General features: G+C 64.8%; 11 protein-coding genes. 6 read left to right on the forward strand and 5 right to left on the reverse strand.

Annotated features, from left to right (window positions below):
• Positions 1-57 precede the first annotated feature (57 nt).
• The 3 genes from zipA to KVG96_RS15470 all read right to left on the reverse strand — a co-directional run bounded on the left by zipA (position 58) and on the right by KVG96_RS15470 (position 5,325).
• The gene (gene zipA / locus KVG96_RS15460; RefSeq protein ID WP_217892915.1) at positions 58-915 is read right to left on the reverse strand and encodes a cell division protein ZipA; all 858 of its coding nucleotides are present in this window, start codon (positions 913-915) and stop codon (positions 58-60) included.
• Positions 916-1,174: 259 nt separating this feature from the next.
• Positions 1,175-4,663, reverse strand: a complete 3,489-nt coding sequence (gene smc / locus KVG96_RS15465) for a chromosome segregation protein SMC (protein ID WP_217892916.1) — start codon at positions 4,661-4,663, stop codon at positions 1,175-1,177.
• A gap of 2 nt (positions 4,664-4,665) precedes the next feature.
• Positions 4,666-5,325, reverse strand: coding sequence for a GntR family transcriptional regulator (locus tag KVG96_RS15470; RefSeq protein ID WP_217892917.1), 660 nt, complete (start codon positions 5,323-5,325; stop codon positions 4,666-4,668).
• A gap of 267 nt (positions 5,326-5,592) precedes the next feature.
• Here KVG96_RS15470 and xdhA point away from each other — a divergent pair, with 267 nt between their 5' ends.
• From xdhA to guaD, 4 genes are all read left to right on the forward strand, one after another.
• Positions 5,593-7,047 (forward strand): xanthine dehydrogenase small subunit, encoded by a 1,455-nt coding sequence (gene xdhA / locus KVG96_RS15475; protein WP_217892918.1) that lies wholly within the window; start codon positions 5,593-5,595, stop codon positions 7,045-7,047.
• Complete coding sequence (gene xdhB / locus KVG96_RS15480) at positions 7,040-9,439, forward strand: xanthine dehydrogenase molybdopterin binding subunit (protein WP_217892919.1); 2,400 nt, start codon at positions 7,040-7,042, stop codon at positions 9,437-9,439. The genes xdhA and xdhB overlap by 8 nt, the downstream gene beginning before the upstream one ends.
• 140 nt (positions 9,440-9,579) lie before the next feature.
• Positions 9,580-10,437, forward strand: coding sequence for a xanthine dehydrogenase accessory protein XdhC (gene xdhC, locus KVG96_RS15485; protein WP_217892920.1), 858 nt, complete (start codon positions 9,580-9,582; stop codon positions 10,435-10,437).
• 8 nt (positions 10,438-10,445) lie between these two features.
• A complete protein-coding gene (guaD, locus tag KVG96_RS15490) occupies positions 10,446-11,750 on the forward strand; it encodes a guanine deaminase (protein WP_217892921.1) in 1,305 nt (434 codons plus the stop codon).
• A gap of 179 nt (positions 11,751-11,929) precedes the next feature.
• On the opposite strand, the gene KVG96_RS15495 is transcribed toward guaD, so the two are convergent.
• Complete coding sequence (locus KVG96_RS15495) at positions 11,930-12,694, reverse strand: GntR family transcriptional regulator (protein ID WP_085577585.1); 765 nt, start codon at positions 12,692-12,694, stop codon at positions 11,930-11,932.
• Between the two features lie 256 nt (positions 12,695-12,950).
• Here KVG96_RS15495 and KVG96_RS15500 point away from each other — a divergent pair, with 256 nt between their 5' ends.
• Positions 12,951-14,141, forward strand: a complete 1,191-nt coding sequence (locus KVG96_RS15500; protein WP_217892922.1) for a benzoate/H(+) symporter BenE family transporter — start codon at positions 12,951-12,953, stop codon at positions 14,139-14,141.
• A gap of 57 nt (positions 14,142-14,198) precedes the next feature.
• Here KVG96_RS15500 and KVG96_RS15505 read toward each other — a convergent pair whose 3' ends face one another.
• The gene (locus KVG96_RS15505; RefSeq protein ID WP_085577587.1) at positions 14,199-14,540 is read right to left on the reverse strand and encodes a YggL family protein; all 342 of its coding nucleotides are present in this window, start codon (positions 14,538-14,540) and stop codon (positions 14,199-14,201) included.
• Positions 14,541-14,774: 234 nt separating this feature from the next.
• On the opposite strand from KVG96_RS15505, the gene dacB reads away from it, so the two are divergent.
• Positions 14,775-16,235 carry a D-alanyl-D-alanine carboxypeptidase/D-alanyl-D-alanine endopeptidase gene (dacB, locus tag KVG96_RS15510; protein WP_217892923.1) on the forward strand — a complete coding sequence of 487 codons (1,461 nt, stop codon included), beginning with the start codon at positions 14,775-14,777 and terminating at the stop codon, positions 16,233-16,235.
• The last annotated feature ends 90 nt before the right edge of the window (positions 16,236-16,325 follow it).

Consider the following 16,325-nt stretch of genomic DNA (forward strand, 5'->3'; position numbering starts at 1 on the left):
GAAGCTGCTCAATCTGTTTTGCCGATTGCCCGGCGCATCGCAGGGCAACCTTTTGGATCAACGTTTCTGGGTCAGGGCGCGGCGTTCGAACTCGACGATGCGCTGACGGTAGTGCTCGATGGTCTGCGCGGTCAGGACGCTGCGCTGGTCGTCTTTGAGCTCGCCGTTCAGTTCCTGGGACAGCTTGCGGGCGGCGGCCACCATCACGTCGAAGGCCTGCTTCGGATGACGCGGGCCCGGCAGGCCGAGGAAGAAGCTCACGGCCGGGGTGCTGAAATGGTCGATGTCGTCCAGATCGAAGATGCCCGGCTTGACCGCGTTGGCCATGGAGAACAGCACCTCACCGTTGCCGGCCATGCTTTCGTGGCGGTGGAAGATGTCCATCTCGCCGAAACGCAGGCCGCTTTCCAGGATGTTCTGCAACAGCGCCGGGCCCTTGAAGCCGGCCGGGTCGCGGCAGATCACGCTGATCACCAGCACTTCCTCGGCCTGCGGCTGATCCTTGTCGCCCATCGCCGGCGACGGCTTGGTGTCGGCGATGAAGTCGTCGTCACGGCTGCTGAAGCTCGGGCCGGCGTCCACGTCCAGGTCGAGGTCACCCTGGGCCGGGCTGTTGCTGCCGCGCTTGCTGCGCTTGGAGCCGGACTCACGCGGTTCGCGCGGTTCACGGGCCGGCATGCTCACCGACGGCAGGTCGTGTTCGTCCAGCTGCGGTTCCTTGTGGGTTTCCAGCACGCGGGCCGGGCCCAGCAACTCGGCGTTGCTGTCCTCGTCCGGCAGGTTGGACAGATTGCGGTCAAGACGGAATTTCAGTTTTCCCTTGCCGCCGCGCATGCGGCGCCAGCCATCGAAAAGAATACCGGCTATCACAATGATGCCGATGACGATCAGCCACTCGCGCAGACCGATTTCCATGTAATCCCGTGCCTCTATGAAAAATGCTGAAAAATAAGGGGTTTACATTGTGCAAACCGCTTTAAAACGTGGCGCCAACTCTATGTTCTGACAGGCGTTTTGCCCACGTATACGAAAAATTGACATTAAACTAGCACGACCAAAGGCAACTTTACACCGTCTGTCACATTGGCTTGCGCGTTTATGTCGATTGGCCAGCAAGTCGGAACCGGTTATGAAGTCCTACAGACCGAAAACACCCCTCCGACAACCCGCCGGCTCAGGCATCCACCATCGCCATCGCCTCCTCGACATCCACCGCCACCAACCGCGAGCAACCGGGCTCGTGCATCGTCACCCCCATCAACTGATCGGCCATTTCCATGGCGATCTTGTTGTGGGTGATATAGATGAACTGCACCGTCTGCGACATCTCTTTGACCAATCGTGCGTAGCGTCCAACGTTAGCGTCATCCAGTGGCGCGTCAACTTCATCGAGCATGCAGAACGGCGCCGGATTCAACTTGAAGATCGCAAAGACCAGTGCCAACGCGGTCAGGGCCTTTTCCCCGCCGGAGAGCAAATGGATGGTGCTGTTCTTCTTTCCTGGCGGCCGCGCCATGATCGTCACCCCTGTATCGAGTAGATCTTCGCCCGTCAGTTCCAAATACGCGCTGCCGCCACCGAAAACTTTCGGGAAAAGGGCCTGCAAACCGCCGTTGATCTGATCAAAGGTATCCTTGAAGCGGTTGCGGGTCTCCTTGTCGATCTTGCGGATGACGTTCTCCAGGGTCTCCAGCGCTTCCACCAGATCGGCGTCCTGGGCATCCAGATAACGTTTACGCTCGGATTGTTGCTGATATTCGTCGATCGCCGCGAGGTTGATCGCGCCCAGGCGCTGAATGCGCGCGGCGATGCGCTCCAGCTCCTCTTCGGCCTCCTTCTCGTTGGCTTCGGCGCCCAGGGTGTCGAGCACGCCGTGCAGGTCGTAGCCGTCGGCCAGCAGTTGGTCCTGCAGGGCCGTGCGGCGCACGGTCAGGGCTTGCCATTCCATGCGCTGCTGTTCGAGCTGGCCGCGGATCAGGTGCGATTGCTGCTCGGCCTGGGTGCGGCGCTTTTCCGCGTCGCGCAGTTCGCGGTCGGCGTCTTCCAGGGCGATCTGGGCGGTCTTGAGCTCTTCGTCGACGCTCATGCGCTTTTCGAGCAGCTCTTCCAGCTTCAGGCGCAGTTCCTCCAGCGGCGCCTCGCCCTCCTCCAGGTTCAGGTTCAGTTGCTCACGCTTTTCCGTGAGGCGCTCGGCCTGCATCTCCAGACGCTCCAGCGCCTGCCGGGTGGAATCATGCTGGGCGCGCAACGACCCCAGGCGCACCGCCAGTTGATGGGCGTGATCCTTGTGCTGGCGAGCCTCCTGGCGCACCCGGTCGAGCCGCTCGCGCAGGCTGTCGCGCTGGGCCAGCAGCAGCTCGCGCTGCTCGGTGTCCAGGGCCATGGCGTCGAGGGCGTCCTGCAACTGCATCCGCGATTCGCCGATGTGTTCGTGCTCCAGCGCCCGCTGCTCGTCGAGCTCGATCAGCTCTTCGTCCAGACGGGTGCGGCGCAGGGTCAACTGCTCGATCTTGGCCTTGCCGGCGGACAGCTGGGCCTTGAGCTCGCCTTGCTGGCGGGCCTCGTCCTGCAGCAGCCTGCGCAGGTGTTCGCGGCCGTTCTCCTGCTGGCGCTGTTGCGCACGCAGGTTCTGCAGGCGGGTTTCCATGGCCTCGACCGTGGCTTCGCGCTCTTCGCGTTCGAGCTGCAGGTTGTCGATTTCCTGCCCCCGCGCCAGCACGCCGCTTTCTGCCTCGCTGGCACGGCGCACCCGCAGGAAGTGCCGGCCGACCCAATAGCCATCGCGGCTGATCACGCTCTGCCCGGCGCCCAACTGGGCGCGCAGGGCCAGGGCCTGTTCCAGGCTGTCCACCGGTTTGACCTGGCCCAGCCACGGCGACAAATCGATCTGCGCCTCGACCTTGTCCAGCAGGCTGCCGGCCACCCGCACGCCATCGCCGGCGGGGCTGAGCAAGCGCAGGTCGCCCTGCTCGAACCCGGACAGGTCCAAACCGGCGAAATCATCCACCAGCACCGCTTGCAGGTCGGCGCCGAGCACGGTTTCCACCGCCAGCTCCCAACCGGCTTCGACCTTCAGGCCCTCGGCCAGGCGCGGGCGCTCGGCCAGATGGTGTTCGCGCAGCCATTCGGCGGTGCCGGTGCCTGGATCCAGAGCGGCCTGCTGCAAGGCTTCCAGTGACGCCAGACGCCCATTGAGCCGCTGCAGATCGCCCTGGGCCTGCTGCTGCGCCGTCAAAGCCTGCTGCAACTCCTGACGCAGTTGTTCGAGCTTTTCGACCTGGGCTTCTTCGCTGGTCTGCAAATCTTCCAGCGTGGCTTCGGATTCGGCGAGCTGCTCGCTCAGTTCCATGATCGCCGCGTCTTCCGGATCGGCCGACAGCAGCGCCCGCTCCTCGCCCAGGCGCTTCTGGCGGTCGGCCAGGCGCTCCAGGCTGGTTTCGAGCTGCTGGATCCGCGCCTGCTGCACTTCGGCCTGACGCCGGGGCTCGGCGGAAGCCAGGTTGAAGGTGTCCCACTGCTCCTGCCAGCCGTGCATGGTCAGCTCGGCCTCTTCCAGGGCCGCGGCGGATTCCTCGGCGGCGGCACTGGTGACTTCCTGCTCGGGGGTGAGCATGTCCAGCTCTTCGCCCAGGGTCAGCAGCAGCGTGCGGTCGTGGCCCAGGTGCGATTCGGTTTCCAGCCGGGCGCGCTCGGCCTCTTTCAGGTCGTCCTGCAACTGGCGCAGGCGCTGCTGGCCGTGCTGGATGCTCTGCTCGACCCGGGCGATGTCGCCGCCCACCGAATAGAAGCGGCCCTGCACCAGATTGAAGCGCTCGGACAGGTCATGGTGACCGTCGCGCAGGCGTTCGATGGCCGCATCGGCGTTGCGCTGCTCGGCGACCAGCGCCTCGAAGCTGACCTCCTGGCTGCCGATCACCGACTCGCGCTGGCCGACCTGATCGTTCAGGTCCTGCCAGCGCAGGGCCGACAGTTGCGCCTTGAGCTGACGCTCTTCGGCCTTGTATTCCTGATACTTCTCGGCGGACTGGGCCTGACGGTGCAGGCGTTCGAGCTGGCGCTCGAGCTCTTCGCGCAGGTCGGTCAGGCGGGCGAGGTTCTCGTGGGTGCGGCGGATGCGGTTTTCCGTCTCGCGCCGGCGCTCCTTGTATTTGGAGATCCCTGCCGCCTCTTCGATGAAGTTGCGCAGGTCTTCCGGCTTGGCCTCGATCAGCTTGGAGATCATCCCCTGCTCGATGATCGAGTAGCTGCGCGGGCCGAGGCCGGTGCCGAGGAAAATGTCGGTGATGTCCTTGCGGCGGCACTTGGCGCCGTTGAGGTAGTAGCTGTTCTGGCTGTCGCGGGTGACTTTGCGGCGAATGGAGATTTCGGCGTAGGCCGCATACTCGCCGACCAGCGTGCCGTCGGCGTTGTCGAACACCAGTTCGATGCTGGCCTGGCTCACCGGCTTGCGGCTGGTCGAGCCGTTGAAGATGACGTCGGTCATCGACTCGCCGCGCAGGTTCTTGGCCGAGCTCTCGCCCATGACCCAGCGCACGGCGTCGATGATGTTGGATTTGCCGCAGCCGTTGGGCCCGACCACCGCCGCCATGTTGCTGGGGAAGTTGACCGTGGTCGGATCGACGAAGGACTTGAACCCCGCCAGTTTGATGCACTTGAGCCGCAAGGTCAGGCCGCCGTCAGGGCAGACACCACCAGATCGCAACTGCGCTGGGCGTACGCCGTCAGCACGATGCGGATCTGCGGCAGGTCACGGGCGAGCACCGCGGCCAGCAGGCGTTCGAACAGTTCGAGGAACTCGCTCATTTCGGCCTTGCGCTGCTCCAGCGCCAGGAAGTAGGCGCGGCTCATGGCCGGCTGCAGGTTCTCGACGGTTTCCTGCAGGTACGGGTTGTCGGCGAACGGGTAGGCGGCGCGCATCACGCTGAAGCTGTCGTCGACGAAGGCGCGGATGTCCTGACGCGCGTAGCTGGCGGCCAGTCGCTGCTGGATCTGCACGAACGGCGCCATGTCGGCCTGCACCTGCCAGCCGTTGGCCACCGAGTTGCCGAGCAGGATGTACAGCTCGCTCATCAGCGTGCACAGGCTGCGCACCTTGTGCGCGGTCAGTTCCGTCACGTGGGCGCCGCGGCGCGGCAGGATCGCGATCAGGTGGCGGCGTTCGAGGATCAGCAAGGCTTCGCGGACCGAGCCGCGGCTGACGTTGAGCGCCTGCGTGACCTTCTGTTCCTGGATGCGCTCTCCCGGCTTCATTTCGCCGCGGATGATCCGTTCGGCGAGGTGGTGAGCGATTTGCTCGGCGAGGCTGTCCGGCGCCTTGAACGTCATGGTTGTCCTTCAAACTCTTCGATCTGCACAAGCGGCGCAGTGTAGCGCAATTGAGGGGGTGTGGCGGAGTGCCCAGCGGGCGGTTTTTGGCACGGATCCCGCAAAAAAGCGGGTATCCCGGCGAGGGTCAATACTGAAGAGACACGTTGTCGATCGACAAAAGCGGTTTTCCTGACCTTTAAGTCAGAAAACCATTGACCGAAAAGTCAGACCTGCTAAATTCGGTTCCCATCGGTCAACAACAATAATGAGTCTGCGAGGCCATCCGTGATCCAGTTTTTACTCAACCAGGAACTCCGAAGCGAGCACGCCCTGGACCCGAACCTGACGGTGCTCAATTACCTGCGCGAACACGTGGGCAAGACCGGCACCAAAGAAGGCTGCGCCAGCGGCGACTGCGGCGCGTGCACCGTGGTGGTCGGCGAACTGCAGACGGATGACGATGGCCGCGAACGCATCCGCTACCGCAGCCTCAACTCGTGCCTGACGTTTGTTTCGTCCCTGCACGGCAAGCAGTTGATCAGCGTCGAGGACCTCAAGCACAAGGGCGAACTGCACAGCGTGCAGAAAGCCATGGTCGAGTGCCACGGTTCGCAATGCGGCTTCTGCACCCCCGGTTTCGTGATGTCGCTGTTCGCCCTGCAAAAGAACAGCGACGCGCCGGACACCCACAAGGCCCACGAAGCGCTGGCCGGCAACCTCTGCCGCTGCACCGGCTACCGGCCGATCCTGGCCGCCGCCGAGCAATCGTGCTGCGCCAGGCAGGCGGATCAGTTCGACGCCCGCGAAGCCGAGACCATCGCCCGCCTCAAGGCCATAGCCCCCACCGACATCGGCGAACTCAACAGCGGCGACAAGCGTTGCCTGGTGCCGCTGACCGTGGCCGACCTGGCCGACCTCTACGACGCTTATCCACAGGCCCGCCTGCTGGCCGGCGGCACTGACCTGGCGCTGGAGGTCACCCAGTTCCACCGGCCGCTGCCGGTGATGATCTACGTCGGCAACGTCGCCGAAATGAAGCGCATCGAGCGCTTCGACGACCGCCTGGAGATCGGCGCGGCCGCCGCCCTCTCCGACTGTTACGACGCCCTGAACGCCGAATACCCGGACTTCGGCGAACTGCTGCACCGCTTCGCCTCCCTGCAGATCCGCAATCAGGGCACCCTGGGCGGCAACATCGGCAACGCCTCGCCGATCGGCGACTCCCCGCCCCTGCTCATCGCCCTCGGCGCGCAGATCGTGCTCTGCAAGGGCGACACCCGGCGCACCCTGGCCCTGGAGGATTACTTCATCGATTACCGGGTGACCGCACGCCAGGAAAGCGAATTCATCGAGAAGATCATCGTGCCCCGCGCCAGCGCCGGGCAGCTGTTCCGTGCGTACAAGGTGTCCAAGCGCCTGGACGATGACATCTCCGCGGTCTGCGCCGCCTTCAACCTGCGCATCGACAACGGCGTGATCACCGACGCCCGCATCGCCTTCGGCGGCATGGCCGCGATCCCCAAACGCGCCGCCCACTGCGAAGCCGTCCTTTTGGGCCAGCCGTTGGGCAACGCCGTGGTCGAACGCGCCTGCGCCGCCCTGGCCGATGACTTCACGCCGCTCTCGGACTTCCGCGCCAGCAAGGAATACCGCCTGCTCAGCGCGCAGAACCTGCTGCGCAAGTACTTCATCGAACTGCAAACACCGCACATCGAGACCCGGGTGACCGCTTATGTCTAACCATCACGCCGCAGAGAAGTCCCAGGCCGAGCTGGCGCAACTGTTCGCCCAGGACCTGACCACCGGTGTCGGCCGCAGCGTCAAGCACGACAGCGCCGCCAAGCATGTGTCCGGTGAAGCGCAGTACATCGACGACCGCCTGGAATTCCCCAACCAGCTGCACGTCTACGCACGGCTGTCGGACCGCGCCCACGCGAAGATCCTGCGCATCGACACCAGCCCCTGCTACGCCTTCGAAGGCGTGCGCATCGCCATCACCCACGCCGACGTGCCGGGCCTGAAGGACATCGGCCCGCTGCTGCCCGGCGACCCGCTGCTGGCCATCGATGACGTGCAGTTCGTCGGTCAGCCGGTGCTGGCCGTGGCCGCCCGGGACCTTGAGACCGCACGCAAGGCCGCCATGGCCGCGATCGTCGAATACGAAGACCTGGAACCGGTGCTGGACGTGGTCGAAGCCCTGCGCAAACGCCATTTCGTCCTGGACAGCCACACCCACCAGCGCGGCGACTCGGCCAATGCGCTGGCCACCGCCGAGCACCGCATCCAGGGCACCCTGCACATCGGCGGCCAGGAGCACTTCTACCTGGAGACGCAAATTTCCTCGGTGATGCCCACCGAGGACGGCGGCATGATCGTCTACTGCTCCACGCAGAACCCCACTGAAGTGCAGAAGCTGGTGGCCGAAGTGCTGGACGTGTCGATGAACAAGGTGGTGGTCGACATGCGCCGCATGGGCGGCGGCTTCGGCGGCAAGGAAACCCAGGCGGCCAGCCCCGCGTGCCTGTGCGCGGTGGTCGCGCACCTCACCGGCCAGCCGACCAAGATGCGCCTGCCGCGGGTCGAGGACATGATGATGACCGGCAAGCGTCACCCCTTCTACGTCGAGTACGACGTCGGTTTCGACAGCACCGGGCGCCTGTACGGCATCGCCATGGAACTGGCCGGCAACTGCGGCTGCTCGCCGGACCTGTCGGCGTCCATCGTCGACCGGGCGATGTTCCATTCCGACAACTCGTACTACCTGGGCGACGCGACCATCAACGGTCACCGCTGCAAGACCAACACCGCCTCCAACACCGCCTACCGCGGCTTCGGCGGCCCGCAGGGGATGGTCGCCATCGAAGAGGTGATGGACGCCATCGCCCGCCACCTGAACCTCGACCCGCTGGCGGTGCGCAAGGCCAACTACTACGGCAAGACCGAGCGCAACGTCACCCACTACTACCAGACCGTCGAGCACAACATGCTCGAGGAAATGACCGCCGAGCTGGAAGAAAGCAGCCAGTACGCCGAGCGCCGCGAAGCGATCCGCCGCTACAACGCCAACAGCCCGATCCTGAAGAAAGGCCTGGCGCTGACCCCGGTGAAGTTCGGCATTTCCTTCACCGCCAGCTTCCTCAACCAGGCCGGGGCCTTGGTGCACGTCTACACCGACGGCAGCATCCACCTGAACCACGGCGGCACAGAAATGGGCCAGGGCCTGAACACCAAGGTCGCCCAGGTGGTGGCCGAAGTGTTCCAGGTCGAGATCGATCGGGTGCAGATCACCGCGACCAACACCGACAAGGTGCCGAACACCTCGCCGACCGCCGCCTCCAGCGGCGCCGACCTCAACGGCAAGGCTGCGCAGAACGCCGCCGAGACCATCAAGAATCGCCTGGTCGAATTCGCCGCCCGCCAGTACAAGGTCAGCGAAGAGGACGTGGTGTTCCACAACGGCCACGTGCGTATCCGCGATCACATCCTGACCTTCGAGGCGCTGATCCAGCAGGCGTATTTCAATCAGGTGTCGCTGTCGAGCACCGGGTTCTACAAGACGCCGAAGATCTACTACGACCGCAGCCAGGCCCGCGGCCGGCCGTTCTACTACTTCGCCTTCGGCGCGGCGTGCTGCGAGGTGATCGTCGACACCCTGACCGGCGAATACAAGATGCTGCGCACCGACATCCTCCACGACGTCGGCGCCTCGCTGAACCCGGCCATCGACATCGGCCAGGTCGAGGGCGGCTTCGTCCAGGGCATGGGCTGGCTGACCACCGAGGAGCTGGTGTGGAACAACAAGGGCAAGCTGATGACCAACGGCCCGGCCAGCTACAAGATCCCGGCCGTGGCGGACATGCCGGTGGACCTGCGGGTGAAGCTGGTGGAGAACCGCAAGAACCCGGAAGACACCGTGTTCCACTCCAAGGCCGTGGGCGAGCCGCCGTTCATGCTCGGCATCGCCGCGTGGTGCGCGATCAAGGATGCCGTGGCGAGCCTCGGCGACTACAGGCACCAGCCCAAGATCGACGCCCCGGCGACGCCGGAGCGGGTGCTGTGGGGCTGCGAGCAGATGCGTCAGCTCAAAGCGGTGAAGGCCGTCGAAGCTGAAGCCGAGTTGGCTCCGCTCTAGACCGAGGCGCGGCCTTCGCCGGCAAGCCAGCTCCCACAGGAGACGGATGGACTCCGGATTCTGTGGGCACCGCAAAACACGGTGGGAGCTGGCTTGCCAGCGATAAGGCCCGAACAGACAACGACGATGTCGAGGTGAACATGTACAACTGGATCGACGCCCTCGCCGACCTGCAGAACCAGGGCGAGCCCTGCGTGCTGGTGACCATCATCGAAGAGCTCGGCTCGACGCCGCGCAACGCCGGCTCGAAAATGGTCGTCAGCGCCCGTCAGGCGTTCGACACCATCGGCGGCGGACACCTGGAATACAAAGCCATGCAGATCGCCCGCGACATGCTCGCCAGCGGCCGGCAAGACACCCACCTGGAACGCTTCAGCCTCGGCGCCAGCCTCGGCCAGTGCTGCGGCGGCGCCACCGTGCTGCTGTTCGAGCCGATGGGCCAGGTGCAGGCGCAGGTCGCCGTGTTCGGCGCCGGCCACGTCGGCCGGGCGCTGGTGCCGCTGCTCGCCGGCCTGCCGTGCCGGGTGCGCTGGATCGATTCCCGGGAAGAGGAATTCCCCGGACAGATCCCCCACGGCGTGCGCAAGATCGTCGCCGAGGAGCCTGTGGATGAAATCGACGACCTGCCCGCCGGCAGCTACTGCATCGTCATGACCCACAACCACCAGTTGGACCTGGAGCTCACCGCCGCGATCCTCAGGCGCAACGACTTCGCCTACTTCGGCTTGATCGGCTCCAGGACCAAGCGCACCAAGTTCGAACACCGCCTGCGTGACCGCGGCTTCGACGCCGGCGTCGTGCAACGCATGCGCTGCCCGATGGGCATCGGCGAAGTCAAAGGCAAGCTGCCTGCGGAAATCGCCATCTCCATCGCCGGCGAGATCATCGCCACCTACAACGCCAACTTCGGCCAGCACACCGCCGGCGCCGAACCGATCGCCAAGCTGCTGCCGGTCTCGCGCCGCAGCCAGGCCGCCCACCTTAAAGCCTCAAACTGAGAACCGTCATGCCTTTGACCCGCAAAGCCTACCGCGCCGCCATCCTGCACAGCATCGCCGACCCCGCCGAGGTCGGCATCGAAGCCTCCTACGAATACTTCGAGGACGGCCTGCTGGTGGTCGACGACGGCAAGATCAGCGCCCTGGGCCACGCCAGCGAACTGCTGCCGACCCTGGCGGCGGACATCGAGATCACCCATCACCAGGACGCGCTGATCACCCCAGGCTTCATCGACACCCACATCCACCTGCCGCAGACCGGCATGGTCGGCGCCTACGGCGAGCAGTTGCTGGACTGGCTGAACACCTACACCTTCCCGTGCGAAAGCCAGTTCGGCGACAAGGCCCACGCCGACGAGGTGGCCGACATCTTCATCAAGGAACTGCTGCGCAACGGCACCACCACCGCGCTGGTATTCGGCAGCGTGCACCCGCAGTCGGTGAACGCCTTCTTCGAGGCCGCCGAGAAGCTCGACCTGCGCATGATCGCCGGCAAGGTGATGATGGACCGCAACGCGCCGGACTACCTGACCGACACCGCCGAATCCAGCTACCTGGACAGCAAGGCGCTGATCGAGCGCTGGCACGGCAAGGGCCGCCTGCACTACGCGGTCACCCCGCGCTTCGCCCCCACCAGCACCCCGGAGCAGCTCACCCTCGCCGGCCAGTTGCTCACCGAATACCCGGATCTGTACATGCAGACCCACATCAGCGAGAACCTCAAGGAAATCGAGTGGGTCAAGGCACTGTTCCCGGAGCGCAAGGGCTACCTGGACGTCTACGACCACTACCGGCTGCTCGGCGAGCGCTCGGTGTTCGCCCACGGCGTGCACCTGTGCGACGAGGAATGCGCGCGGCTGGCCGAGACCGGTTCGGCGATCTCGTTCTGCCCGACCTCGAACTTCTTCCTCGGCAGCGGCCTGTTCAACCTGCCGATGGCCGAGAAGCACAAGCTCAACGTCGGCCTCGGCACTGACGTGGGCGGCGGCACCAGCTTCTCGCTGCTGCAGACCCTGAACGAAGCCTACAAGGTGATGCAGCTGCAAGGCGCCCGCCTGAGCCCGTTCAAGTCGCTGTACCTGGCCACCCTCGGCGGCGCCCGGGCGCTGCGCCTGGAAGACAAGATCGGCAACCTGCAGCCGGGCACCGACGCCGACTTCCTGGTGCTGGACTACAACGCCACGCCGCTGCTGGGCTATCGCCTGAAGCAGGCCAACAACATCGCCGAGACGCTGTTCGTGCTGATGACCCTGGGGGATGACCGCACCGTGGCGCAGACCTACGCCGCCGGTGCGCTGGTGCATCAGCGCTGATTCTTCGAGGCATAAAAAATCCCCCGGATCTTTCGGTCCGGGGGATTTTTGTCGTCTGTCAGAGCCTCATCGCTGGCAAGCCAGCTCCCACAGGGTTTTATGGTGTTCACCAGAATTGCGCCACGCCGCGAATCCTGTGGGAGCTGGCTTGCCAGCGATTGGGGCCAACTCGGTCTGACTTAGAGCTTGGCCGCCGGACGCCCCGGCTTCTTGGTCTGCAACAGATGCGAGAACACTGCATGCAGATCGTCCGACGCGCTTTCCTCATCGAGGTTGAGCTTGCTGTCGATGTGATCCATGTGGTGCATCATCAGGTTCACCGCCAGCTCGCCGTCGCGCTTTTCGATGGCGTCGATCAGCTGGGTGTGTTCGTCGTAGGAGCAGTGGGAACGGTTGCCGCTTTCGTACTGGGCGATGATCAGCGAGGTCTGCGAGACCAGGCTGCGCTGGAAGCTGATCAACGGCGCGTTCTTCGCCGCTTCGGCCAGTTTCAGGTGGAACTCGCCCGACAGCCGGATGCCGGCGCCGCGGTCGCCGCGGGAGAAGCTGTCGCGTTCGTCGTTGACCATCTGGCGCAGTTCGGCGATCTGCTCGGCGGTCGCGTGCTGCACCGCCAGTTCAGTGATCGCGCGCTCGACCAGGCGACGGGCCAGGAACACCTGCCGCGCTTCCTCGACGCTCGGGCTCGCCACCACCGCGCCACGGTTGGGCCGCAACAGCACCACGCCTTCATGGGCCAGGCGCGACAGCGCGCGGCGGATGATGGTGCGGCTGACCCCGAAGATTTCCCCCAGCGCTTCTTCGCTCAACTTGGTGCCGGGCGCCAGGCGCTGTTCGAGGATGGCCTCGAAGATATGCGCATAGACGATGTCGTCCTGGGTTCCGCTGCGGCCGGCTTTGCCTGCTCGCGGTTGTTTCTTGAGGGGTTGCAACTGATCGTTCATGGGCACTCGGGTCGGGAGAACGGCGGCGGATTAGCGGAAACTGTAATACGGCGCAGTGGGTCGCTGGCAAGTATCGCGTAAAAAACAGCGCGATTGTACACAATGGAAGGTGGCAACACGACTGTACGGCTGTTTGCGGCTTCGGCTGTATAGCAACGCTTCGTTACGTTTGAGTTTAGGCTTGTTCGCAGAATCCGCGATCCCTCTGGGTTTCGCGTAGCTGCGCATATCTCATTGGTACAAGGAACACGCCGTCATGAACGACGTCACCCACGCCCGGCTGCGCCCGCTGGCCGACACCTCCCCTTCGGCCATCGTCGCCGGGTTCATCGCGATGATGACCGGCTACACCAGTTCGCTGGTGCTGATGTTCCAGGCCGGGCAAGCGGCGGGCCTGACCAGCGGGCAGATTTCCTCATGGATCTGGGCGATTTCCATCGGCATGGCGGTGTGCTCCATCGGCTTGTCCCTGCGCTACCGCACACCGATCACCATCGCCTGGTCCACGCCGGGCGCGGCGCTGCTGATCACCAGCCTGGGCGGCGTCAGCTACGGCGAGGCCATCGGTGCCTACATCACCTGCGCCGTGCTGGTGACGGTCTGCGGCCTGACCGGCAGTTTCGAACGGCTGGTGAAAAAGATCCCGGCGTCGCTGGCGGCGGCGCTGCTGGCGGGGATCCTGTTCAAGATCGGCAGCGAAATCTTCGTCGCCGCGCAGCACCGCACCGGGCTGGTGCTGGGGATGTTCTTCACCTATCTGGCGGTCAAGCGCCTGTCGCCGCGCTATGCGGTGCTGGCCGCGCTGCTGGTGGGCACCGCGCTGTCGGGAGTCCTGGGCCTGCTCGATTTCAGCGGTTTCCGCCTGGAAGTGGCGACGCCGGTCTGGACCACGCCGCACTTCTCCCTCGCCGCCACCATCAGCATCGGCATCCCGCTGTTCGTGGTGGCCATGACCTCGCAGAACATGCCCGGCGTCGCCGTGCTGCGCGCCGACGGCTACAACGTGCCGGCCTCGCCGCTGATCACCGCCACCGGGGTGGCGTCGCTGCTGCTGGCGCCGTTCGGCTCCCACGGCATCAACCTGGCGGCCATCAGCGCGGCGATCTGCACCGGCCCCCACGCCCATGAAGACCGCAGCAAGCGCTACACCGCCGCCGTGTGGTGCGGGGTGTTCTACGGCATCGCCGGGGTGTTCGGCGCCACGCTCGCAGCGCTGTTCGCCGCGCTGCCCAAGGAACTGGTGCTGTCGATCGCCGCGCTGGCGCTGTTCGGCTCGATCATCAATGGCCTGAGCATCGCCATGAGCGAGGTCAAAGAACGGGAAGCGGCGCTGATCACCTTCATGGTCACCGCCTCGGGGCTGACACTGTTCTCCATCGGCTCGGCCTTCTGGGGCATCGTCGCCGGGGTGCTGACCCTGCTGATCCTCAACGGGCGCAAGGCGTGAGCGCAAAAGACCGGGCATAAAAAAACGGCGACCCTCAGGTCGCCGTTTTTCATGGAATCAAGCCTGATTGATCGGCTTTTCCGGGTACCACACGTCCAGCAGCGGGCTGACTTCGACGCTGGTCAGTTCCGAGCGGGCCTTCAGCCAGGCTTCAACCTTGGCGCGCTGCTCTTCGCTGACCGAACCGCGCTTGATCGAGCAGATCAGACCGTAGTCGTCGCCGCCGACATAGCCCAGACCGTTGGCTTCCATGCCTTCCTTGAGGAAAGCGTCGAGGAACGCGTCAATGGCCTCTTCGGACAGGTCTTCTTTGAACTCCAGGTTCAGCTCGCATCCCAGCTCTTGAAATTCATCGACGCACAGTTTTTTGCGCAGACGCCGGGAACGGTTAGTCGCCATTGGAACAATCCTCTTGAGTAAATACGGGCGGCACTTTAGCAGTTTAAGGCGCCGATTGCCCGACTCTCTGGCGCGAGCAGGCCGCCACCTGTAAAAAAAATCATGAAATGGCCCGCCTGCGAAAGGCACAAGCTGTTACACCTTGGGGCATAATGCCGACACTTTCATGACCATCGGGGGCCTTTTCATCCATGCCTCCTACTTTTTCCCCTCGGCTGTAGGGTTTTATTTCACATGATCAAATCGTTGCGTCCCCTGCTGTTGGCCAGCCTTCTCTTGCCCCTGGCCCTGCCCGTTTCCGCCGCCGCCATCAACACCACCCTGACCCCCAACGTCGAAAAGGCCCTGAAGGCCAGCAAGCTGCAGCCCAGCGCGCTGTCGCTGGTGATGGTGCCGCTGGAAGGCCCCGGCACCCCGACCGTGTACAACGCCGACGTGTCGGTCAACCCGGCCTCGACCATGAAACTGGTCACCACCTACGCGGCCCTGGAAATGCTCGGCCCCAACCACCAGTGGAAAACCGAGTTCTACACCGACGGCGACCTGAGCGGCGGCATCCTCAACGGCAACCTCTACCTCAAGGGCGGCGGCGACCCGAAGCTGAACATGGAGAAGCTCTGGCTGCTGATGCGCGACCTGCGCGCCAACGGCGTGACCCAGGTCACCGGCGACCTGGTGCTGGACCGCAACTTCTTCGTCCAGCCGCAGCTGCCGGAATTCAACGACGACGGCAACGACGAGAACAAACCGTTCCTGGTCAAGCCGGACGCCCTGCTGGTCAACCTCAAGGCCCTGCGCTTCGTGGCCCGCAATGACGACGGCCGGGTGCTGGTGTCCGTGGAGCCGCCGATCGCCAGCATCCGCATCGACAACCAGGTCAAGGCGCTCAATTCCAAGCAATGCACCGGCGGCGTGCGCTACAACCCGGTGCCCCAGGCCGACGGCAGCGTGACCGTGACCGTCGGCGGCCAGTTGGGCGAAGGCTGCAGCTCGCAGACCTACCTGTCGCTGCTCGACCACGCCACCTACACCGCCGGCGCCGTGCGGGCGATCTGGAAGGAACTGGGCGGCAGCATCCAGGGCAAGGACCGCCAGGGCGCGACCCCGGGCAATGCCAAGGTGCTGGCCCGCGCCTTCTCGCCGGATCTGGCGGAAGTCATCCGCGACATCAACAAGTACAGCAACAACACCATGGCCCAGCAGCTGTTCCTGAGCCTGGGTCAGCGCTTTCGCAACGAGGCCGACGGCGACGACGCCAAGGCGGCCCAGCGCGTGGTGCGCCAGTGGCTGGCGAAGAAAGGCATCACCGCGCCGCACCTGGTGATGGAGAACGGCTCCGGCCTGTCCCGCGCAGAGCGCGTCAGCGCCCGTGAGATGGCCAGCATGCTGCAGGCCGCGTGGCACAGCCCGTACGCCGCCGAGTACATCAGCTCGATGCCGATCGTCGGCACCGACGGCACCATGCGCAAGCGCCTGAAGAACACCGCGATGCGCGGCGAAGCCCACATCAAGACCGGTACCCTGAACACCGTTCGGGCGATCGCCGGCTTCAGCCGCGACAACAACGGCAACACCTGGGCGGTGGTGGCGATCCTCAACGACAAGGCTCCGTTCGGCGCCTCGTCGGTGCTGGACCAGGTGCTGCTGGACCTGTACCGCCAGCCGAAGGCGCCGCAGACCGCGTCGGTTCTTTAAGCGTTTTCTCTGTGGGGCGCCTGTCCGGCGGCGACTGGGCTGACGCCATCGCCAGCAGGCTGGCCCCCGCAGGGGATCTGGGCGACTCGC

Origin of the sequence: Pseudomonas ekonensis, assembly GCF_019145435.1 — a bacterium.
GTDB lineage: Bacteria > Pseudomonadota > Gammaproteobacteria > Pseudomonadales > Pseudomonadaceae > Aquipseudomonas > Aquipseudomonas ekonensis.